The sequence below is a fragment of the Jutongia sp. genome (assembly GCF_057878315.1).
Window position 1 is genome coordinate 47,344 of the sequence record NZ_DBLXSO010000005.1, and the last position, 24,041, is coordinate 71,384.

General features: G+C 47.1%; 16 protein-coding genes. 5 read left to right on the forward strand and 11 right to left on the reverse strand.

The annotated features are described in order from the left end of the window. Positions 1–118 precede the first annotated feature (118 nt). Together addA and ACZLMD_RS02040 are read right to left on the reverse strand one after the other, a co-directional pair. The gene (addA, locus tag ACZLMD_RS02035) at positions 119–3,892 is read right to left on the reverse strand and encodes a helicase-exonuclease AddAB subunit AddA (RefSeq protein ID WP_489495043.1); all 3,774 of its coding nucleotides are present in this window, start codon (positions 3,890–3,892) and stop codon (positions 119–121) included. A gap of 15 nt (positions 3,893–3,907) precedes the next feature. Continuing rightward, the gene (locus ACZLMD_RS02040; protein WP_489495044.1) at positions 3,908–7,477 is read right to left on the reverse strand and encodes a PD-(D/E)XK nuclease family protein; all 3,570 of its coding nucleotides are present in this window, start codon (positions 7,475–7,477) and stop codon (positions 3,908–3,910) included. Positions 7,478–7,674: 197 nt separating this feature from the next. On the opposite strand from ACZLMD_RS02040, the gene ACZLMD_RS02045 reads away from it, so the two are divergent. Continuing rightward, positions 7,675–8,151: a hypothetical protein gene (locus ACZLMD_RS02045; protein WP_022305602.1), complete on the forward strand. Its 477-nt coding sequence runs from the start codon at positions 7,675–7,677 to the stop codon at positions 8,149–8,151. Between the two features lie 394 nt (positions 8,152–8,545). Here the strand turns inward: ACZLMD_RS02045 and ACZLMD_RS02050 are convergent, their stop codons facing one another. From ACZLMD_RS02050 to ACZLMD_RS02085, 8 genes are all read right to left on the reverse strand, one after another. Beyond that, a complete protein-coding gene (locus ACZLMD_RS02050) occupies positions 8,546–9,097 on the reverse strand; it encodes a QueT transporter family protein (protein ID WP_118559556.1) in 552 nt (183 codons plus the stop codon). Between the two features lie 246 nt (positions 9,098–9,343). After that, the gene (locus tag ACZLMD_RS02055) at positions 9,344–11,053 is read right to left on the reverse strand and encodes a type 2 periplasmic-binding domain-containing protein (RefSeq protein ID WP_022305604.1); all 1,710 of its coding nucleotides are present in this window, start codon (positions 11,051–11,053) and stop codon (positions 9,344–9,346) included. A 114-nt stretch (positions 11,054–11,167) separates the two neighbouring features. After that, positions 11,168–11,872: a YesL family protein gene (locus ACZLMD_RS02060; RefSeq protein WP_022305605.1), complete on the reverse strand. Its 705-nt coding sequence runs from the start codon at positions 11,870–11,872 to the stop codon at positions 11,168–11,170. 141 nt (positions 11,873–12,013) lie between these two features. After that, on the reverse strand, positions 12,014–12,979 hold the full coding sequence (locus tag ACZLMD_RS02065; protein WP_118559554.1) for a carbohydrate ABC transporter permease: 966 nt from the start codon (positions 12,977–12,979) through the stop codon (positions 12,014–12,016). 14 nt (positions 12,980–12,993) lie between these two features. Continuing rightward, positions 12,994–14,466 (reverse strand): ABC transporter permease subunit, encoded by a 1,473-nt coding sequence (locus ACZLMD_RS02070; protein ID WP_486818405.1) that lies wholly within the window; start codon positions 14,464–14,466, stop codon positions 12,994–12,996. A gap of 269 nt (positions 14,467–14,735) precedes the next feature. Continuing rightward, positions 14,736–15,611, reverse strand: coding sequence for a hypothetical protein (locus tag ACZLMD_RS02075; protein WP_118559552.1), 876 nt, complete (start codon positions 15,609–15,611; stop codon positions 14,736–14,738). A 194-nt stretch (positions 15,612–15,805) separates the two neighbouring features. Next, the gene (locus tag ACZLMD_RS02080) at positions 15,806–17,626 is read right to left on the reverse strand and encodes a histidine kinase (protein ID WP_178441159.1); all 1,821 of its coding nucleotides are present in this window, start codon (positions 17,624–17,626) and stop codon (positions 15,806–15,808) included. A 10-nt stretch (positions 17,627–17,636) separates the two neighbouring features. Continuing rightward, positions 17,637–17,981: an Ig-like domain-containing protein gene (locus ACZLMD_RS02085; protein WP_178441157.1), complete on the reverse strand. Its 345-nt coding sequence runs from the start codon at positions 17,979–17,981 to the stop codon at positions 17,637–17,639. A gap of 226 nt (positions 17,982–18,207) precedes the next feature. On the opposite strand from ACZLMD_RS02085, the gene ACZLMD_RS02090 reads away from it, so the two are divergent. From ACZLMD_RS02090 to murA, 3 genes are all read left to right on the forward strand, one after another. Further along, the gene (locus ACZLMD_RS02090) at positions 18,208–18,852 is read left to right on the forward strand and encodes a flavin reductase (RefSeq protein ID WP_178441155.1); all 645 of its coding nucleotides are present in this window, start codon (positions 18,208–18,210) and stop codon (positions 18,850–18,852) included. 3 nt (positions 18,853–18,855) lie between these two features. Further along, positions 18,856–20,715 (forward strand): ATP-dependent nuclease, encoded by a 1,860-nt coding sequence (locus tag ACZLMD_RS02095; RefSeq protein ID WP_118559550.1) that lies wholly within the window; start codon positions 18,856–18,858, stop codon positions 20,713–20,715. A gap of 107 nt (positions 20,716–20,822) precedes the next feature. Beyond that, positions 20,823–22,124 (forward strand): UDP-N-acetylglucosamine 1-carboxyvinyltransferase, encoded by a 1,302-nt coding sequence (gene murA, locus ACZLMD_RS02100; RefSeq protein ID WP_022305613.1) that lies wholly within the window; start codon positions 20,823–20,825, stop codon positions 22,122–22,124. A gap of 96 nt (positions 22,125–22,220) precedes the next feature. Here the strand turns inward: murA and ACZLMD_RS02105 are convergent, their stop codons facing one another. After that, the gene (locus ACZLMD_RS02105; protein ID WP_484107345.1) at positions 22,221–23,117 is read right to left on the reverse strand and encodes an HD-GYP domain-containing protein; all 897 of its coding nucleotides are present in this window, start codon (positions 23,115–23,117) and stop codon (positions 22,221–22,223) included. Positions 23,118–23,378: 261 nt separating this feature from the next. Between ACZLMD_RS02105 and tmk the strand changes: the two genes are divergently transcribed. Then, positions 23,379–24,008, forward strand: coding sequence for a dTMP kinase (tmk, locus tag ACZLMD_RS02110; protein WP_482521780.1), 630 nt, complete (start codon positions 23,379–23,381; stop codon positions 24,006–24,008). Positions 24,009–24,041: the final 33 nt, after the last annotated feature.

Genomic DNA, 24,041 nt, shown 5'->3' on the forward strand with positions numbered 1-24,041 from the left:
GTCTCAAACTGCAGGAATTATCTTTTCTTAAAAATGCCATATATAAATTTATCAAACTTGTACCATATCTTTCTGTCAGAATTATGGCAATGTCAAAAGTTGTCAAAGCCCCGGAATATCACACCCGGATAAAGTCCCGTTTGCGGACGGAATAAATAATCTTTTCCCGGACCGCATGCCCCGTCACACGCTCCAGTGCCTCCGCATAATACTCCAGCTGGATCCGGTATTTGTCTGCCAGCTCCCGGAGATCGTTTCTGACATGATCGGTCTTATAATCCACAAGCACGATCTCGTCATCCTCCCAGAACCACGCATCAATAATTCCCTGCACCAGCACCATATCGCCGTGAGTGACCTCCGGATACAGCTTATCGGCATCAAAGCCCATCATAAACTGCTGCTCTCTCTGAAGCTTTCCCGCCAGTGCAGCCGCCCGCATCCGTCTGCCGATATCCGTCCGCAGGAATGCTATGAAATCGTCTGCCCGGATCACGGCAAGCTCCTGCGGTGTCAGATATCCCTTTGACGCAAATGATTGCAGCCAGCGTTCCAGCACGGAGGCATCCGAGTGCTCATCGAGCAGTTCATAAGGAAAATGCTCAAACACCAGATGGTACACCGTACCTCTCTGTGCGCCGGAAAGCTGCTCCTTTTCGGCGAGAAACCGTGGTCTTGGAATATCACTTATTCCATTAGTTTCTTCAGTATTCTCTCCGGTCTGCGGCAAATCACGCTTCTTCTCTTCCCCTGTCTGCGGCAGATCCGCCTTCTCCTCAGCTCCGCTCTGTGCCGGCTCAGACTCCTCGTTCCCTTCGATCTGCGTCAGGTCAGGCATCCTGATTCCTTCAGCCGCCCCGACTTCCGGAAGCTCGCTGTCCACCCAGACGTCCTCCTCCATCTGCCGCGCCTGCAGCTCGAGACGCTTCAACTCGGTCACGGAAATCTTGACCGGCACATTCTGCTCCGCTTCATACGGATACACATACGCTTCCTCCGCACAGATCTCGTCCCGGATCTCCTCGTCATAGCACACACTGCTGTCCCAATGCTTCAGATCCTCATAGCTTAAGATATCCTCCGCCATCTCTTCCGCCGCCTGTGTGGTCAGCCGCGAGCTGTCCCATGTCTCGATCGCAAAATAAGGCTGCGCCGACACATCCGTGATCAGCGGCATCAGCATTGCAAGAAAGCTTTTCGCCCCGATCAGATCGACAAGACCATATTCCGGCGGCTGTGCCTGCCACTTCGCCAGATCCTTTTCCAGATCCTTGGAGGTTCCCGTTATGATCAGAAGCTCCTTGGCTCTTGTCAGTGCCACATAAAGCACACGGATCTCCTCCGCCATGCTTCCCGCCACGCTCCGGTCTGCCAGATAATTTTTCAGGATCGTCTTCATTTTATAGCGGTCCTCCAGATTGATATAATCAATTCCCATGCCGTAATCGTTGTCCTTCACGACACCTCTGGCATCGACCTGATTGAACTGACGTGCCGTTCCCGCAAGGAACACCACCGGAAACTCAAGACCCTTACTTTTGTGGATACTCATAATGCGTACCGCATTCATTCCCTCATTCGTCAGGGACGCTTCACCGAAATCAATCTCGGATTTCTTCATGCTCTCAATGTAACGCACAAAAGAAAATATGCCGTGATTACCTTTACCCGCATATTCCAGCGCGCGCTGCAAAAGCAGATCCAGATTTGCCGCACGCTTCTCCCCGGCAGGCATCGCCGCCATAATATTGTAATAGCCCGTTTCCCGGTAAATCTGCTGCAACAGATCATACACCGGAAGCACTCCGGCTCTCTCACGGTACTTTGTGACCATGTCCCAAAAATCGGACACCTTCTTTTTCGTTGCATCCGACAGAGAATCCCGCATCAACGCATCATAATAATTGATCCCCTCCTTATCCACGCCGATCTCCGCAAGTTCATTGTCCGTAAAACCGCCCAGCACCGAACGAAGCACTGCTGCCAGTGGAATGTCCTGTCTCGGATTATCAAGAACCCGCAGGAAATCAAGGATCAGCTCCACCTCCATCGAGCTGAAATATCCGGTCTTCGTTTCACAGTACGCCGGAATTCCCATGCTCGACAGCACCTCAATATATTTGTCCGATACTCTGGACGGACTCCGCAACAGAATGACAATATCCCGGTAGCACACCGGACGGTAGCCGTCATCGTCATAAACATAAAGCGGATCCCCGCCCTGCACCATCTGACGGATCTTCTCACCGATGACCGAGATCTCCATCGAATCCCGGTCCAGAAAGCTTTTATTCTCTTGGATCAGAAGCACCTCGCTCTTCCCCGCCGTTCTGTGTTCATTCTCCGGAAATGCCGCACCCGGCACAAGGCTTGCCGCCTCATCGTAAACGATGCCCCCCAGACATTTCTGCATCACCTTATCAAACAGGAAATTCGCCGAAGCAAGCACCATTTCCCTGCTTCGGAAGTTCTGGTGAAGATCGATCCTCTGTCCCATTTCCGGGTCACACCCGTAAGCCTCGTATTTGCTGTTAAACAGCTCCGGTCTCGCCTGACGGAACCGGTAAATACTCTGCTTCACATCACCCACCATAAACAAATACGGGCGCATGCCCTGCTCCGCCCGGCTGATACTGGACAGAAGTGCCTCCTGAATATAACTGCTGTCCTGATACTCGTCGATCATGATCTCCTGATAATACTCCTGCAGCTCCTTCGCAACCTCGCTCGGCGCATCATCATGCTCATGATCCACAAGGATCTCCAGCGCAAAATGCTCCATATCATCAAAGTCAAGAACACCATCATCTCTTTTCCGTGCCGCAAATGCCTGTGTAAACCGTCTTGTCGTCTGCACCAGACCTCTCATGGCAGGTGCCATATGATGAAGCTGCTCCCACAGCTCTTCTAAGGTCTGTCCGAAATATTTATCCCGAAGCTGCATAATTCCGTTATCCATATAGGATTTGCGCATACCCTGTATATTCTCCCGAAGCTCCTTGTTCGCCTTGCTGGATGCCAGACGTGCCTTATTCAGATAATTGCACAGCTTATCCGCATAGCCCTCAAAGGTCGTCTCCTGCGCACACATCTCGAGCTGTTCAATATCAGATTGGATCGCACTGCTGTACTCGACCGGTCCCTCTGTCTCACACACTCTGAGCGTCCGGCACGCCTGTGCCAGATAGCCCCGGATCATATCTCCGGCAAACTGTTCCATTTCATGAAGCCACGGTGCTTCCCGTAAACTGTCCACATTTTCGTACAGATACAATCCCTCTGCCTGATCCAGCCAGTCGGACGGCCACGGCGCACTCTGCGCCATGTCGTACATACTCAGAACAAGTGCCTCGACCGCGCTGTCATCACGTCCGGTCGAAAGCATATCTGCCATCGCAATATAATCAATATTTTCCTGCTCCTCCGGTGCATTTGCAGCCCGCTCATAGCACTCCTCCAGAACGTCCTCAAGCACCTCCTGTTTCATGATCTTGATCTCGGTATCATCCGCCACACGGAACACCGGATCCAGATCGATCACATGAAAATAATTGCGGATAATATTCTGACAAAAGCTGTCGATCGTTGTGATCTGTGCATTGTGCAACAGGGAAAGCTGGCGCTGAAGCCGCTTGTCCCCCGGACGGTCGGTAAGCGCATTTTCCATGGCTCTGCCTACTCTCTGCCGCATCTCTGCTGCCGCCGCCTTTGTAAATGTCACAACCAGAAGCCGATCAATATCGATCGGATGCTCGTCCTGTGTAACCTCCTGTATGATCCTTTCCACAAGAACGGCTGTCTTTCCGGAGCCTGCTGCCGCAGACACGAGAATATTGCTGTCCCTTAAGTCGATGACCTTCTGCTGGTCTTTGGTCCATTTCATCTCTCCCATATTCCCGAACTCCTCCTATTCCTTCTCCGGATACCGGCTGCGCAGATTCGTGTACACCTCATCGTCAGTCAGCTCCTTTAGATTTCTGTATTCCTGTCCCAGCCGCGGATCGAACCGGCACACCGCATGATACGGACAATAATCGCAGGAGGTCGAATCGTCCTCCTTCCGGTAAGGCCGGATGCCGATCCCGCCGCCCATGATGTCCTCGCTCATTCCCTCAAGGGTATCTCTCGTATACTGCATGAGCAGATCAAATTCATCCTCGGTCGCAAGATATTTTTTGGAAACCTTCGCGATATCTCCGTCTTTTTTCGTTGATATTGGTACAACACCGGAGTGAACTCCTGCCGCCAGACCGCTTCCGCTCTCCGGACGCAGCCTGTAATCCACCGCATGCAAAACCTCATCGGCTTCGTTGATCAGCCCCTTCATCCGGAAGGATTTCATAATCTCTGCCTCTCTGTTTTCTTCGGTGGTATAACCGTCCAACATCGGATCCTTCGGATGGAAATAAAAGATTCCCGCCGGCACGATCTCCTTCTTCAGACTTCTGCGTCTGCCGGTTGCCTCATCGACCGCCGCCTGCAGATAAATAACAAGCTGCATTTGAAGTCCGTAATAAAAATCCGACAGAGAGATTTCCTTCTCACCGGTCTTATAATCCACAATGGAAATGTAGTCGGTGTCCTCCGTTGAAAGCCGGTCGATGCGGTCCACACTTCCCCGAAGCACAAGCGGTCCGTGAACCTGCTCAAAACGAAGCTCACTTCCGATTGTCTCAAACTCACCATCCCCCATCTGATTGGAAATGGTCTTGATCGTACGATTAAGCACACGCTTCATAGTCTGCATCATATGACGGCTCCGGAAGGTATCCTGAAGCAGACCGTTCTTGTACTGATCCGTCACCTCCGTGAAATATTCCTCCGCCTTCTCCTGACGCTCCTCCTCGCTGATATCCTGCCATTTACGGTGGTTTTTGATCATATCCTTTGTGTAAAGCTCCAGCGATTCATGAATGATATTTCCGATGTCATAAAATGCAACCGCCCGTTCCTCACGCTCCTTCAGGCAAAGCCCATATTGCAGAAAATAACGGTATGCGCACGATGCATACAACTCAAAACGCGATGCACTCCCCCGGAGCATATCCTGATACAGCATGTCCGCTGCTGCCTTGGTAAGTGCCGCCTGCGCCGGCTGATAGAAGGCTGCCTCCAATATTTTCTGCAATGCCTCTTCGTGCTTTTCTTTATAATAGCTGAATATCTGCTGCCATTTTTTATCCTGAAAGGACCGGTTCCGCAAGCCACGGATCAGATAGCCAAGTCCTGTATCCTGTCCCAAAATATGGACAGCATCCTTTCTGCGCTCCTCCACGCAAACGGTAAGCTCCGGGTACAGTTTCTGCATGCGGTCGATCAGATAGGCCGGCTTTTGCTCTTTGCCATCGTTGCCGGACTCGCACAGACACAGATAGAGATGCTCCTCCGGCTTGGTAAGTGTCAGGTACAGATAAAACTGCTCGGTGTATATTTTCTCCCGGTCGGTCGGTGCAAGCGTAAAATCCTCCTGTGCAAGAAAGCTTCTCTCAGAAGAAGAAAGCACTCCGCCGCTCCCGGTTGCTGACGGAATATTGGCATCGGTTGCCCCAAGAAAGAAAAGGTGTTTGATGTGATTTAATCTTGTTCGTGTCAGATCACCCACAACGATCTGATCCACTCCCGGCGGGATCATGCCGACACGTGCCTCACTAAAGCCGGTATCCAGAAGCTCCCGAAATTCCTTCAGCCCCGTCTCCTCTGTGCCAAGTAACTCCACCAGTCGATCAAGCACATCCAATACAATACCGTAGATCTGCTCATATTCCTTCGCCGATTCGGAATCTCCCTCTGCACGGAACTTTTCAACATCCGCCTCCAGCTTATGATAGAAATCCTCCTGTTCCATAAATCGGACAAGTGCCGCCGCATATTCTTCCACAGTGTGCTTTCCGGTGCGGGTGCTTCCATTGATCTCCTCAAACGCTGTCCATACCCTGCTGCGGATATCGTTGATCGACTCATTGAGCTTTGCCGCCTTACTCTCTTCGCGAATCCGGAACACACCTGCCGCCTCCCATTCCTGCGACCATCGGCGCGATCCACGGATACCGGATGCCAGCAGATAATTATCTAACAGATCCGTCTCTTCTCTGGTAAGCGGCGAATATTTTCCACGCAGATAGCGCATCACGGTATCATACCGGAAATCGTACTGCATCATATCAAACAGCGCATCGAGCATGCTGACAAACGGATTCGCCAGAATGCTTTTCTTCTGATCAATAAAGCATGGGATCCCAGCCTGCGCAAACACATCCTTTGCGAGCGTTCCGTAAATCTCCATATCACCGGCAACAACACCGATATCCCGGTATCGGTAACCCTGCCTGCGCAATTTCTTCACGCATTCTGCGACAAAGGTGATCTCCTGCTGCGGCTGTGCAAGCACATGGATGCTGACGTCACGGGTTCCTGCCTGTGACTGTGGAGCCGCTATAGTGCTTTCACCGGCTGCTATATCGCATGTTTCTGCCTGTGACTGTGATCCCGCCGCGGTGCTATGCCCGGCTGCAATGTCACCGGATTCCGGCTGCCCGCCCGCACGGTCACTCCGTTCACCTGTCTTATACGGCTTCACCGGGAACCGGAACAGCTGCTTCTCCAGATGGTCAAGCTCCGACGATTTCCGGAATCTCGTCTTGCCGGTATCTTCCCCGACCCGTATGATCTCCGGCTCCGCAAGCCCGTTTTCCTCGATCATTTTCATGAAATGCACGGTCGTTTTTCTACTAAGATAGAATAATTCATGCTTCTCCCCTGTGCGGAATACGCTCTGCTTCTCGTCCATGTTCACCGTCAGATACATGTCGCTGCACACCTTCATCAGCTCCCGGATCAGCCGGTACTGCACCGGGGTAAAGCCCGTAAATCCATCAAGGCAGATTACGCAGTCCTTTAGCAGTTTCGACTGCGGCACTACGCCACTGAGTACTGTCAGCACCTCCTCCGAGGTAATATAATGATCCTCCAGATAATCGCGAAAGCCGCGGTACGCCGTCTTCATATCCTCCAGTTTCTTCTTCAGTGCTGCCTTAGAGCCTGCCGCCCGGATCATATCGTCAAGTCCTTCCTCCTCAATCCCGTACTGCATCATCTCCGAAAGAAAGGATTTAATCTGCGCAACATATCCCTTTTTGTGGACATTCTTCCCAAAGTAGGGTAACTCCTTTTCCTTCGCCAGAAGCACCTTGTGAAGAATCATCGTCTTTCCCATATCATCGAGTACAGGCAGACTTGCCGTTCCGGTCTCCCCAAAGATACGGTACGCCAGACGCACAAAGCTCTGTACCTCAATATTCATGATCCCGCGGTTGCTGCTGATCTGCACAATCTCGCGCTGCACCTGCATGGTCGCCTGCTCCGGCACCAGCATAATAAAAGTTTTGTCCTTCTCCTCCTGCGCCCTCGCCGCCACAATATGATTCAGATAATAAGATTTCCCTCGCCCGGAACCCCCTAATATAAAATGAACTGCCATCTCTTTCCTCCATTCCCACCGCTGACACCTGCGGCACAGATAGCCTTGCCAAACTGCATGCAATATTTTCACATCATTTCTACAATTCTGATAATTCATTCACATATAGTTTACCATAATCACACACTGAGGTTCTATCTTTTTTCTAATTGAATATACTGTAATAACCGGAAATTTATCTATTGGGAGGTTTTCCTATGTCGCGTACCAGAATTGTTATTTTTCAGTTGAAGGAGATCATTTACACTGCTATTTTTGTAGGTCTGGGCATTCTTCTGCTCATACTGCTTTTTTTCATGTTCTGGCCCGGCAAAGGAAAAGAGTCCGCCGGCACGACCACAACACCCTCTTCTGTATCGGGACAGTCGGCTGATACCGGCTCTGCCAAATACATAGCAGGTGTTTACACAAGCAAACTTACACTCGGCGATGCCAAGATCAATCTTAAGGTTTCGCTTGATCAGGACCGCGTCAAATCCGTCGAAGTTGTCAACCTTAAGGAATCCGTGGAAACGATGTATCCGCTGATCAAGCCTGCTGTCAAGGAAATCTCTGACCAGCTCGCGCAGAATGTTGCACCGGATCAGGTTGTTTTGTCCGATGATTCGCCATACACCTCTCAGCTGATCCTTGACACGGTATGTCAGGTAATGAATGAGGCCGCCGCAGAATAAAATCAAATAAAAAACGACAGCTTATCCCTGAGACCTGTTAAAGTGTTCCCGGTCAACGATCGGAAATACCACTTTGGGATAAGCTGTCGTTTTATTATATCATATATCTGCGTACGCTTTCTGCGCATGACGGAGTTTCGAAGAAACTCCTAATATGAGTCCTTTGGGACTCATTATATCGTGAATTCGCAACGCAAGGGAGCTTGTTCACTTGCGCAGAATTCATGAACGACAAAATCTTAAAGCGCAAAGCGCGACAGATGCGTAGCATCTGGATTTTGGAATTGTTATATCGGATTAAGTAATGCCGGATACGGAAATTGCTCTGTAACAAAGCAATCTGCAGCATCCATGAAATCCGGAAGCCGTGTCAAACTCCACAGCATTGCATCCCCTACTGCTTACTGCGCACACCGGATGCCGCGGCATCCTCCTCTCCGTTCTGGAAAAGTATATAGCGGTATGGCGTCAGTGCCTTGATCAGGATCGTTCCGAGGATACAGCAGGTTACAACCTCGCCAATACCTACGGTCAATGCCTGAAACGGAATGGATACATCCAGACCATGCACAACAAATTTAATGCCGTACGCATATCGAAGAACGAAAGGGATGATCGCCATATTTGCAATCACCGGCGGTAACGTTACAAGGAAGGAATGCTTGCGAAGTGCATAACTTCCCAGTGCACCAACCAATGTAGCCAGGCTGCCGAATACCACATCCGGAAGCATCGCTCCTGTAATCAGATTACTGAGCAGACATCCGATAAACAGCCCAGGCACTGCCGCCGGTGTGAAAAACGGAAGTACGGTAAGCGCCTCAGATATACGGATCTGGATCGTTCCTGATGCAAGATTAAATGTGTTGATAAATACGGTGAGTACAACGTAGATTGCAGCAATCATTGCTGCCTGCGTGATAAAATAGAGTTTCTTTCTGTTCATTGCTAAATCTCCTTTAGTTTTGTTTTACGAGTGGAAGGTCTCGAACACTCGGCTTTCTATCGATCGCTGTCCCCTATCCTATCACGTTTGTCCGTGCAATGCAAGTCCTCTTTCATTTTCCTGTAAAAGGCAGTCTCAACGTTTCGTCTTTTCTACTGCGTTATTTGTATTTCCCATAAAAATACAGCCCCGGGAATTTCCCGGAGCTGTATCCGCTATACATAATCGTTCAAGATCGTGTTCTGATTAGTTCTTAAGCTGATCCTCCAAAGACTTACGTGTAGCAGCCTCTTTCTGAGACCACTTCAGACACTTGTCATAACCATATCCTGCAGTGTCCTTCTTCATCTTTGCAACAGCCTTATCGAACTGAGCATCGTTCTTAGCATAAAGAGCGTTCCAAGACTCGTTCTTGATCGTATCTGTTACCTGTTTCCAAACAGTCTTTAACTCGTCAGACTTAGCACTTGCTGAGTAATCGGTTCCTGGAGATACAGTATATTTACCCTTCTCCATGTAATCGTTGATACCCTCACAGCCTGTCTTCTTCTTCCAGTCTTCCTGGATATCATACTTAGATGACTCCTGAGTAGAAGCCCAGTTATCAGCATTGTATGTCTCACCATCTGTCTCAGGGTTCTCAGCATCAATGTTCCATGTAGATACAGCCATCTGAAGCTGACCATCCTGGAATGTACCCTCATGATCTGTCATCTTTGTCTTCAGGTCTTTTCTACAAGCCTCACCAAGCTCTGTCAGATGTGTCTTCTTATCGTCGCCATAGTACCAGCACTCATCCTTAGGACCATATGCGTACTCAAGACGTCCGGTTGGAGTACAGAAGTAATTCAGTACCTCAAGAGCAAGCTCTGGATACTCACAGTTAGCACCGATAGATGTTACATAACCTGTACCAAGTGTGCTCATACCATAAACGATAGGAGATGCCTCTGAAGGTTTCATACAGTACATGTACTCACCCTTCTTCATATGCTTATCTGTGTTGAATGCGAGAGATCCGGAATAGTTGAAGATAGAGAACAGTACACCACCGTTGATTACCTTCTCGGACATCTGCTCATATGTCTGTGTCATTGAGTCAGGATCTACAAGACCGTTACGATACAGCTGATTGTACCACTTGAGCATCTCAAGATATGGTCCGTTCTCCTCTAATGCATCATGATACTTACCTGTGGTTGGATCATAGAGACCAATACCCAGCTCATCGTATCCATAGTATGCAGTAGCTGTTGCCTTAACGTACATAACCATTGCATCATCCCAGTCCGGCCACAGAGAAACAGCGTATGTCTTTCCGCCTGCATCATCCTTAGGATCCATCTTCTGCATCTTCTTAAGAAGATCAGCCATATCGCTCATGTTCTTAACCTTTGGATATCCCATCTTCTTGTAGAGATCCCAACGAGTATCCCATGTATAGAAGAATGACTGATGATCCTTACTAGATGTAGCAACCTCGCCGCCCCATCCGTAAAGCTTGTCATTTCCATCACCAAGGATTGTTGCTGAAAGTCTCTTGTTCTTTGCGAGCGCATCCTGCATATTGTCATATACATATGGTGCGTTCTCTTTGAGGATATCATCCTCCTCCAGATCATAGAGCAGTCCGGCCTTGAGAGCTGCTGCGTAGTTATCGTCTGTGTGACCCCAGATAATGATATCTCCAAGATCCTTATCAGACATTCTTGTCTGGAATGTACCACTCTCGTCAGGTACGATGTTAAGCTTTACATTGAACTTATCCTTGATAAGATCTGCTGCCCATCCTTTCTGTAATCCTGATGAGTTTGCTACCTGACTGTATACAGTCAGGGTAATTGGCTCGTTGCTGTTGCTGCCGAACTTACAACCTGTGGCTGCAACTGTTGTTCCTGCTACCATGCTAGTCGCAAGGAGCATGGAAAGCATTCTCTTTCCCAGTCCTTTTTTCATGTTATCCATCCTTTCTTATTGTTGTTAACACCTACCCGATTATACTATGTCAGTCGCACAGCTGCAATAGCCCTGTGCGAAATACATTCAAACAAATCGAAATATAATGGTCGTTTATTCTTCGTCTGTATCCTCTTCTTCCTCCTCAGACTCAAAATCCTCCTCGTCATCGGAAGCTTCAGCAGTCTTCTCATCAACCTCAGCCATGAGATTTTCTCTCTCGATGACCTCGAAGAACGTATTGGCAAAACCGCTGATCGTGAAAATGATACATGCCGGTCCAATTAAAACTCCGGCAAACATAGTTGTCAGATTCCACATAATGATCGCCATCTCGATCACCAGAAGCACTGCCAGAAATGCTGTTCTGCCAAGAAACTTCGCCGCTATGGAATAAGAATTACGCATCGTATTAATGATGCTGTTCTCGTAACGCGCCATTAACGGAAACGCATATACCATATGCATAAAGATCAGATATACTCCAACTACACCAATGATCAAAAACATGATGTTATGATGCTTCGCCGCATGATACAGCTGAAAATCCAGATATACCGCATAGCTTGCAACCATGCCAATAACCCCGAGAATACTTCCCTTTTTCAGGTTCGCCTTAAACTCCTTCCAGAAAGGACCGGCAATGTATCCTTCTTCATCCTTCACCATCTTGAGTGTGATCGTATAGGCTGCGGTCGTTGCAGCTCCCATCGTTACAATCGGCAGGCTGCATAAAAGCCACATACAGTTGAGCTTAAACACATCCATCAGACGGTTCATAAATTTGTATAAGGGACTATCTACACTAAAAAATTTCATTCTGTCTTATTCTCCATTCCGTGTAATCAGACCTTTCTCCTTTATATGCACATCGCTTACATACTGCTTAAAAATACCAGGGGCGCCAAAAATGCCCCCGGTATCTCATAATCTCTTAGAATATCAGTCTGCACTTTGGCATTAACCCTTGACAGCACCCAGCATGATACCTTTCTCGAAGTATCTGTTCATGAATGGGTACACAATCAAAATAGGGATAACGGAAATCATGGAGATTGTATACTTGATAACCTTTGTATTCAGTGCAGCAGCAAATGCTGACTTGGCAGCCTGACCACCTGCGTTCATGGAAGCCTGCAGGTTGGATGACTGGTTCAGGTAAATATACAATCTATGCTGCAATGTATACAGCTTTGGTGAGTTACTCATGTAAATCAGGGAATCCTGGAAGGAGTTCCAATGACCTACCGCACCGAAGATTGCGATTGTTGCAAGGATTGGCTTACTTAAAGGCCAGACAATCTTTGTAAATACCTGCATGTAGGAAGCACCATCGATAAATGCACTCTCCTCCAACTCAGCCGGGATAGACTCGATATAAGTCTTAACCAGGATGATGTTGTATGGAGCCACGATACCAGGAATGATGTATACCATGTAGTGGTTTGTCAGACCCAGCATAACCAGGTTCAAATATGTTGCGATCAAACCTGCGTTAAAATACATTGTAATAACGATTGCACGATACCACAGACTTCTGTGCCACATCTCCTGCTTGGTTACGAGATAACCAACAAATGCAGAGGCAACTACCATCAAAGCAGTACCGAAGATTGTTCTTGTGATGGATACGACGAACGCATATCCAAGATCACCTACACCGGCAAGTGCCTTGTAGTTGTTAATGTTAAGTCCGTGAGGGATGAAGTTGATCAATCCCTGCTGTACCATTGCATTATCTGAAATCGTGTTGATGAACAGATAATAGAATGGGAAGATACAGGTGAGGGTGAACAAAATGAAGAACAGATAGTTCAAAATATTGAACACAATGTCACCTGGTTTCAATTTGTACATACGTTTATGTTTCTTGTTGTACTCTTTCTCTCTTTTAGCATCTAATTTCTCTTGTGCTGTCATTGCCATTTGTGTTCACCTCCTTATACAATACTCTCGCCACGGAGTGCCTTAGAAAGGGAGTTCGCTCCGAACAGCAAGACTACACTGATGACCGACTTGAACATACCGACCACGGTTGAAAGCGGGATACTACCACCACTACCAAGACCGAGGTTGTAAACGTAAAGATCAAGAACCTCAATGTGGTTCTTATTCTGTGGTGTACAGAATACCAGGTACTGATCAAGACCGTTACTCAGAACTGCTGCAACTGCCATCAGTAACAGTACGAAGAAGGTAGGCAGAAGACCAGGCACTGTAATATGCCACATCTTCTGGAAACGACCGGCACCATCCACCGTAGCAGCCTCGTACAACTGCTGGTCGATACCTGCGATACCGGAAATGTAGATGATCGCGCTCCAGCCGACACCCTTCCATGTTCCCCATGCCCACATCTTAAGCCATGTGAAATGGTCACCCATCAGGAAGTTATGTCCATCAGCGCCCTTAGCAATAAGTCCGATACTCTTTGCAAATGTGTTAATGAAACCGTCAGTTGAGAAAATAGCAATTGCCAAAGCGTATACTAATACCCAGCTGATGAAGTTTGGTACTGTTGTAAATGTCTGAATAAAACGACGGAATGTGAGGTTCTTGATCTCGCAGAGGAAGATAGCGAATGCCATTGGAATCCACTGTGTAATCAGACCTAAAGCGGACATTGCCATTGTGTTACGGATAACACGGATGATATCGCTTCGGGTTGCACCGTTCTGGAACAGATATGTAAACCACTTGAATCCTACGAAGTTTGACATACTCAGCGTTCCACCTGTCTGATAATCGAAGAATGCATATCTCCATCCCCAAAGTGGCAGGTAGCAGAATACGAATGCCAGTGCCAGGAACGGCATAAACATCAGGAACAGCTTGTACTTAGGATCCATCTCCATCCCCTCATCCGGTGCTGCCTTTGGAAGCATCATCAGGATAGCGATAGACATAATGAGCAAAGCAACAGCGATCACAGTATAAACAACTGCTGCAACCGGGAAGGTTGGTCCGACTCTGTCAAGCTTTGACTGCATTGTTGTGCTGCATACCATGTTGTATGCCAGGATCGTAACACCAAATCCTACGATCTCTACGATACTACCAAGGATAGACCAGAGAATACCTGCTCTCTTCATCTTAGTATTACCAAGAGACATGCATCCGCCTACTACAACGAATGCCACACCGATCAGTGCGACTACTGCGCCTGCATATAATACATAGAAAGCGCTTGGACTCAGCCAGTTCATACGAAGAGCACGACCGGCCTCGCTGGTCAGGGTTGAATAAGATACAGCCGCTGTAAAAAGCGAAGTATTCTCATTCACCAAACTACAAATCCTTGTCGGATTCATAAAAGGGAAGAAAACGGAAATTGCAGAGAAGATAGCAATCACTCTCTGTAACATATAGATATAATCTACCGTTCCCCTTTTCTCTGTTTGTGATTCTTTCATAATAACCTCCTGTATTACTTATTTCATCCCACCGTCAAAAGCCCTGTAAACAGACCAGAGCAGACATTCAAGATGATAAATAGAGTTTACGCTATTTTTATTATACATGCATTTTCCTCTATCGAATACCATAAATAATAGAGAAAAAATACACGACTTTTCATTCGACACGCTACGAGTATTTTCCTATGCCCTTAAAAAAGGAGACAGGTTGTCGCCTATCTCCTTTCAATGATATCTACTTATTCAGCAGATGTCCGTTGCAGGAATTATTTCTTCTTCTTAACAACGACTACTGCTACAACTGCTACTACTACAACTACGATCACGATCGGAACAACCGGTGAAGACTTCTTAGAAGATGTTGTAGAAGCATCGCTTGTTGTGTTGGCATCACTTGATGCACTTGAAGCATCATCAGCAGGTGCAACTGCATCCGGATTGTCTGAGTTGAAGCCGGATACGGTAAATGTGATCTGGATAGAATCTGTAGGAACTACAGTGATGTCAGGGCTGTCTGCGTACTCACCCTTATCCTTCTGATAAGAGTTCATAGCATCGAAACGAAGAAGTCCGGACTCATCTGTGTACTCAGATGGGAAGAATGGCTCAGATGGAAGAGAGATTTCCTTTCCATCGCATGTCAGCTTCACATCAGAGATTGTTACAGGGTTATCCTTTGCAGTCATAGGAATATCTGTATCAACATAGATCATAGAAATCTTAGTCTCTGCATCACCCTTTGTATCAAGAGCGTTGTTCAGGTTAGAAACACCAACAGTATATGTACCGTTACCCTTGATCTCAACATCCTGTACCTGTGTACCCTCGATTGCCGTAACACCGTCTGTACCAGACTGGAACAGTGTACCGTTATCGAATGTCAGGTTTGCTTTCTTCATGTCCTTACCATCGATACCAAGTGTATCGGAATACCACTCATCACGGAAGATCCATGTACCGGTCTCCTGTATTCCGAAGTATGCATGATAAGTGCCGTCTGCGTCAAATGCAGCCTTAGCTGCCTTCTTACCGGCCTTACTTGTTGCTGCAGATACATCAGTAGGTACTGCTGTTGCTGTAACAGCCAGAGCCAGTGTCAAAGCGCTGAGAGTAGCTGCTACCTTTCTTAATGACTTTCTCATTGTATCGTCCTCCTCAAAATAAACGGTGCAGTCATAAATCAGTGCTTCCCGCCGGAAGACTCATCCTGCTGCCCATATTCTCATTTTTGTACATCATTGCCATAGCATAGGTGTACAATTTAATTGTTCTTGTCTATTTTACCAAATACATACGGAAATAAAACCATAATAATTCGACATTTTTACACGATAAATTATACATTTTGGTCAATTTCGGTCTGATAAGGAATATGAATGACCACTTTTGTCCCTACATTCTTCTCGCTGTCGACCTCAACGCCGTATTCACCGCCAAAAAGCAGGCGGATACGCTGATTTACATTACGCACGCCGATGTGATTGTCATCTCCCTGCTCATCCTTCATGATCTTTCGCAGATGACCAAGCTCATAGTAGTCCATTCCCTTTCCGTTGTCCCGGATCTCGATGAAAATATCGTCTTTCTTCTTATATACATGGATCACCAGTCTTGCATCACATGCCTTTTCCTCCAGACCATGCACAAATGCATTCTCCACAAACGGCTGCAGTGTCAGCGGAAGGATCCTCGCCTTCATGTCCACATCAGGGTCGATCGTCAATTCAGACGTAATTCTGTCTCCAAACCGGTACTCCTGTATCTTCAGATAATATTCCACCATCTGAAGCTCCTCCTTTAATGTCACAAGACGGTCTGTCACCTGAATATTGTACCGCATGGTCTTTGCCAGCATCTTGACCAGTTCAACGATCTCCGGCTGATGATTCACCACTGCCTTCATACGGATCGTTTCCAGCGTATTATATAAGAAATGTGGATTGATCTGACTGGCAAGCATCTTAAACTCCACTTCCTTCTGCTTTGTGTGAAGCTTCTCCTTCTGGACCTGCTCGTCCACCACATTACTCATCAGCAGACGGATATCCTGCATCATCTGCTCCAGCTCTGTGTAAAGCTCACCGATCTCATCGTTACCCTCGATCCGCTCCACCTCATCATATTCTCCCTGCGCTACACGATGCATCTGAACCCTGAGCTGGAACATACGATTACTGTAGGAAGCCGCAAATGCAAAGATCAACAGCGCAGAGACGATCATTCCGATAATCTCCGGAATAAATGCCTGCATACTGATCTGGTTGACCTCCGCCATGATATCCTGATAATTCTGAACACTGACCACCGAATAATAATCATCCGAGCCATCCATCTGCAGACGCTCGTATGAGATCAGATATTCCTCAACCCCATAGGAAATCTGTTTTGTCACTCTGCTCTTATTGATCTTCTGAATTTCCTCCTTGAGAAACGGATAGTCCAGAGAACTGCAGTTGCCGGATATCCAGTAATAATCATCGTATAGAATCGCCGTATCCTGCCTCTGTTCATTCAGTGTAACCTTATCGTACTGAATCTGTATCACAACAATGCCAACCACATCGTCATCGTCATCCCGCACCGCACGGCTGATCTGCATCGTCTGATCCTTTTCATTGTCTCCGGACGTTTCACCAAAATACCAGTACCCTTCATCAACACAGTCCACCGTCTCCTTGTACCAGGTCTGCGTCCGGACAGATTGCTTAAAATAGGAAAGGTTATTGATCCGGTTCAGATCGTAGGTGTCAACGGTCGGGTTGTCCAGAAACAGATTGATCGAAGAAATATCCTGTTCATAGAAATTGATATAATCCTCCATTACCATATTGGCTTTGCGGTAATCGCTGTAAAACTGTGTTTTATTTTTGTATTTGCGGGTGGTAAGCTTTAAAATCTCATCATTACTGCACAGAAGACGTGCCACATTATCTAAAACGGCCATAGACTCACGGATCGAGGAACTGAGCACGGACAACTCCTCTGCCTGTGTCTCCTCCGTCAGCTTGATCATCATCTTGCGCGTCTGCATATTGGTATAGATGCTCATTACGAGAAGCGGAATAATTCCACCGATCAGATAGATTAAGATCATCCGGTGGAGAAATTTCATATCTTTAAATAAGTGAAATCTTTTCTTGTAGTTTAATTCATTCATAAGCTGTCTGTCATCCGTCTATTTTGAACTGTACCTGAAGTGGTTTCTTGAGCGGCTGCCCTCCCAGTGATGTCACCTTCGTTGTGATGTTAAGAATATAGGATTCATTCTGGGCGTACGGTTCTAACGGCTCGATCTCGATCTCATTTTCCAGAGAATTATAACGGATCGCTGTACGCAGCGGTGAGAGATTCATGGAGGTCACATACAAATTGACATTATTCACGGTCTTGGGATCTAACGGAATATTGAACTTGACCTTCCAGACGAAATTGCCCGTCTTAAACTTCAGATCCTGACGCACTTTACTCTCAAGTCCCTCTGTCATAGATTCAAATTCCAGATATTTAGCCATGACACTCTCCTGCCTTTCTTTCCTTATAATAAGGTATTCTGATCTCTTTTATCATCTTAACACATTCTCTTTTTTTTGGATAGACTCATTCGCAAATTTTCCTGCGGCAAAACACAGTTTTTCTTTGAAGTCATATTTGGTGTGTGATATACTTAAAAGTGATATTCAATTGCAAAATAATATGATCGAAGCTGCCGCAAGTGGCGGCGAATGAGGACCTGTTATCATGAAAAAAGTAAATTTCAAACCAGGAAATATGATCTATCCGCTTCCTGCCGTCATGGTAAGCTGCGGAGATATGGATCACGTATCAAATATATTAACGGTTGCATGGACCGGTACACTCTGTACCAATCCGCCGATGGCATACATTGCTGTTCGCCCGGAGCGTCATTCTTACCCGCTGATCCGCGAGTCCGGCGAGTTTGTCATCAATCTGACGACGAAGGAGCTTGCTCACGCGACGGATTACTGCGGCGTTCGTTCCGGACGGGATCACAACAAATGGACGGACTGCCGTCTGACGCCGGTTCCTGCTGACACCGTGAAATGTCCGCTGATTGCGGAAGCACCTGTCAACATCGAATGCAAAGTACGCCAGGTTCTTGAACTTGGCTCCCATCATGTTTTTGTGGCTGACGTGACTGCCGTTCACGTTGCCGAGAAGTATATGGATGAGAAAGGAACCTTCCATCTGGAGGATGCCGGTCTGCTGGCATATTCTCACGGAACCTACTACAGTCTCGGCAAGTCCCTCGGTCATTTTGGATATTCCATCCGCCGCCGAAAAGGTAACGGACGGAAAAGCACCAAACGTCCCACCGGAACATACAATAAAAAAGGAGCTAACGCGTGCGGAAATGAGGGGTAACGTATGAAGATAAGCTATATCAGAATACAGAATTTTAAGTCCATTCGCGATCTGGAGATCACCGAACTGGAAAACGCACTGATTCTTGTCGGCAAAAACAACACCGGTAAAACAAACGTCATCGATGCCATTCTTGCCGCCACCGGATACCACACGGTATGCACCGAAGAATTTCTGGATCCGCAGAAGAGCATCGACATTACCCTGTCGATCGAGTTTACCGAGGAGGATCTTCAATCCTATCAGACCCGTGGTATGGTCAGCAGGCACCGCGACTACGAAAAGTGGCTGGAGGAGTTTCGCTCGCTGATTCCTTCCTTTCAGGACAACACCGTGACCTTTACGTTTCATATCAATCCGGAACACAAGGTTCGCTACAACGATGGCTTCCAGAAGAATAACCCATACATCCGGGAGATTTTTCCGAAGATCTATCACATCGACCAGACCAGAAATCTGGACACGTTACAGAATGATGTTTTTAGTTTTTATGACAAAAAATCCTTCGAGATGCTCAAGGATAACACCTGTACCTTTGACCCCGCCCGGAAATGTAACCGTTGTTTCCAGTGTATCGGTGTCATCAACAAGAAAACGCCGGAGGAGCTGACATTATTTGAGACGACACGACTGCTCCAGTATAAGCTTTTCCGTACCAATCTGAACGAATTTGCCGACAAAGTGAATTACTATTTTCACCGCAACGGTAATCCTTCCCAACAGATCCGCTACGTCTTGAATTTCGACCTGGATGATCTGCTGCATATCGACACACAGCTGATCAATCGCGAGCGCAACGATTACGTTTCCTCCCTGAGTTCAATGAGTGAAGGTATCCGCAGTATTTATGTACTTTCTCTTCTGGAGGCGTATATTGACGAGGCGCAGACCCTGCCCTGCATCATCCTGATGGAGGATCCGGAGATTTATCTGCATCCGCAGCTTCAAAAGGTTGCCAGCGAGATTTTGTACCGCCTGTCCAAGAAGAATCAGGTGGTCTTTTCCACGCACTCGCCGAATTTGATCTTTAATTTCTCGTCCAAACAGATCAAGGAGGTCCTTCTGGATGAAGAATATTACACAACCGTGCGCCCGGAGACCGACATCGATCAGATTCTCGATGACCTCGGCTACACTGCCAACGATCTGATGAACGTCAGCTTTGTTTTCATCGTCGAGGGCAAACAGGACAGCAACCGGCTTCCGCTTCTCCTCCAGAAATACTACTCCGAAATCTACGACGAAGACGGCAAGCTCAAGCGCATCACGATCATTCCGGTCAACAGCTGTACGAACATCAAGACATATGCCAACTTAAAGTACATCAATAAGCTGTACCTCAAGGACCAGTTTCTGATGATCCGCGACAGTGACGGCAAGAATCCGAAATACCTTAAGAAGCAGCTCTGCAGCTACTATGGTCAGAGGGCGAAGGAGGACGCCGGTAACCTGCCAAAGGTTGAACCGAAAAATGTCTTGATCTTAAAGTATTACTCCTTTGAAAATTACTTTCTGGAGCCTTCCGTCATGGCAAAGATCGGTGTCATTAAAAATGAGGAAGATTTTTACAATATTCTTTATAAGAAATATAAGGATTACCTTTTCAAATTAAACAGCATGAAACGGATGCAGCGCATCAACAACATCCGCATCAAAAGCAAACAGGATCTCAAAGACAACATAGAGCTGATTAAAATTTACGTCCGCGGGCATAATCTTTTTGATATCTTTTACGGACGTTATCACGGGCAGGCAGAACAGGAGATTTTGCAGAGATATATTGACGTTGCTCCGCGTGAAACCTTCCAGGATATTTTCGACGCGATCGACTCTTTTGTTTATTTTGAAAACAGAAGAAAATAGGTTGACATTATAAACGATTTCGTTATAATGTATGGTATGTATGTCTTCACTATTCTACAGGAGTGGTGAAATGTGTTTTGCAAAATAAGTGTTTGATGAGGTGCAAAATGGAAAATCAGTATATTATTAAGGGAGGAAATCCTCTTCACGGCGAGGTTGTCATCGGCGGCGCCAAAAACGCTGCTCTTGGAATTCTTGCTGCTGCCATCATGACAGATGAGACAGTGACGATCGACAATCTACCGAACGTAAGAGATATCAACGTCCTTCTTACAGCGATAGAGAGTATTGGTGCTACTGTAAACCGGATCGGACCGCATGAGGTTCAGATCAACGGAAGCACTATTTCCGATGTTACAATAGATTATGATTCCATCCGTAAGATCCGGGCTTCTTATTATTTATTGGGAGCTCTTCTTGGCAAATATAAAAAGGCACAGGTAGCCCTTCCGGGCGGATGCGATATCGGAAGCCGTCCGATCGACCAGCATCTGAAGGGATTCCGTGCACTGGGGGCCACGGTCAACATCGAGTATGGTATGATCAATACCTTTTCCGATGCGCTGATCGGTAACCATATTTATCTGGATGTTGTTTCTGTCGGTGCGACGATCAATATTATGCTTGCATCCTGCATGGCACAGGGTCGTACCGTTATTGAGAATGCTGCCAAGGAACCGCATATCGTAGATGTTGCCAACTTCTTAAACAGCATGGGTGCCAACATCAAGGGTGCCGGTACTGACAAGATCCGTATTGACGGCGTTGAGCGTCTTCACGCCAGTGAGTATTCGATCATTCCTGATCAGATCGAGGCAGGTACTTTCATGGTAGCCGCTGCTGCCACCAAGGGCGATGTCCTGATCCGCAACGTCATCCCAAAGCATCTGGAAGCAATCTCTGTCAAGCTGATCGAGATCGGTGCCAAGGTTGAGGAATTCGATGATGCCGTGCGTGTATCCGCTTCTGACCGCCTGGGTCACACACAGGTAAAGACACTGCCATATCCCGGCTTTCCAACCGATATGCAGCCACAGATTGCAACGTTGCTGGCTCTTTCCAATGGTACCAGTACCGTTACTGAGAGTATTTTCGAGAATCGTTTCAAATATGTCGATGAGCTTGCCCGCATGGGCGCCAACATCAAGGTCGAAGGAAATGTCGCGATCATTGAAGGTGTTACCGGACTGACCGGTGCTTCCATCACCGCGCCTGATCTTCGCGCCGGCGCTGCTCTTGTTGTTGCAGGTCTTGTTGCCGATGGATTTACAACCGTAGATTCCATTCACTTTATCGAGCGCGGTTACGAGGATTTCGATAAGAAAATGACAGCTCTCGGTGCCTGTATGGAGAAGATTCCTGTTGATGACGAGAGAGAGATGCTCAAGTTTAAGATGAAGGTCGGATGAAACACAGAGACTTAAAACGCTGAGGCAGACAAAACCTCAGCGTTTTTTTTGCATAAAATTTATATTTCGTAAAAAGGAAAAACCAACATTTTGCCTTTAACAGATTTCTTTCACATCCAGCTCCTGTACCATCGCCAGATTCACGATCAGACCGTTGATCTTCACGATCGGATTACTCTGATCCATCGGGTTCGTATCAACGATCAGGGCGCGCTTATTATCCGAGAGAACCACCTCGCAGCCAATATAAAACGTTGCAACACCCTCCATGAATATTGCCATATAATTCGGATCAAACTTCTCATGCTCCTCCTGCAGCATACGGAACACCTCAAACGGACAATGAGGCTCTCTGTACACTCTCGCCGAGGTCAGCGCATCATAACAATCAGCGATCCCGACAATCTTTGCAAAATCATCGATCTCATCTGCCTTCAAGCCATTCGGATAACCGGAGCCGTCACATCTCTCATGGTGCATCAGCGCCGCATTCATGATCCGCTCATCCAACGGATGCTTCTTTAAGAAATCATATCCCTTCTGCGGATGCTGCCGGATCACAGAGTATTCCGCCTCCGTGAGTGAGCCTGCCTTCTTAATGATCTTGCCCGGCACCCCCATCTTCCCGACATCATGCAGAAGCCCCGCCAGCGTCAGAATATCCTGTTCCTCCTCCGTCATGTACATCCACTTGGCAAACTCATGGCACAATATCGCCACATTCAGGCTGTGTATGTATGTGAGATCATCATACCGGCGCACTCTCCGAAGAATCCGGAACGTATGCGTCGGATCATCACTGAGCGCAATGATCTCCCTTGTCTCCTTCAGAAGCTTATTGGTGTTCAGATCCTCGTCCTCCCTGACGATATATTCGGACAGTGATTTCTCCAATAGCTGTGCGGATTGGATCACCCGTTCGCTGAACAGACGGTAGTCCTTTGACTTTCTCGCAGGTCCCGCCTTGTTCTCTGCCAAAAATTTCCATTCCATCTTCCCGTCTCCTTCGTATCTGTGTCATTTCATTCCCTCAATATGAGATAAAATACCTTTTATTCCCTATATTATTCTATTATGATTGCACCAAAATATCAAGTCATGGTCTTTGTTGCAAAAGTTCCGAAAAAAGCGTATTATATAGTGTGAGATAATTTATGATGTAACAGGCAGAACAGTCGGCACTGTGATGCCCCGTGACATCAATAAAACGTTTTGATGTATTGACATTGGAGTTTTAGAAAGGATAGGTACATTATGGTTTCTAAAAATGGCTGTTTTATTGTATTTGAAGGCATTGACGGCAGTGGGAAATCCACACAGATCTCCCTTTTGAAGGAGCACATTGAGGAACATTCCATCAACTGCATGACCACGATGGAGCCAAGCAATGGTCCGATCGGCACACTGCTGCGCCAGTTTCTCTCCGGTCGTATCAAGGGAGAAGAGACAACATTGACAGCTCTTTTTGCGGCAGACCGTCTGGATCATCTTAACAATCCGGTCAACGGTATCCGCAAACTGCTGGAGGACGGCATCGCCGTTATTTCTGACCGTTATGTATTTTCCAATTATGCATACCAGAGCGTATCCGTTCCTCTCGAATGGATCATGAAATGCAACGAAATGGCAAATGAGACTGTTCGTCCGGATTGCCACATCTTCATTGATGTTGCCCCGGAAACAGCCATGGATCGTGTTTCAAAGGGACGTCACCAGACAGACATCTACGAGACACTGGATCGTCTCACAGATGTCCGGGAACGTTATCTTGACCTCATCCACCGCATGGAGGATGTAGAAAATATCATTATCATAGACGGCAATCGTCCTGAGAAAGAGATTGCCGATGACATCTGGGCAAAGGTCTGTCACTATTTTGTATAAATCAGACCGCATTATCTGAGCAAAGAAAAAGGA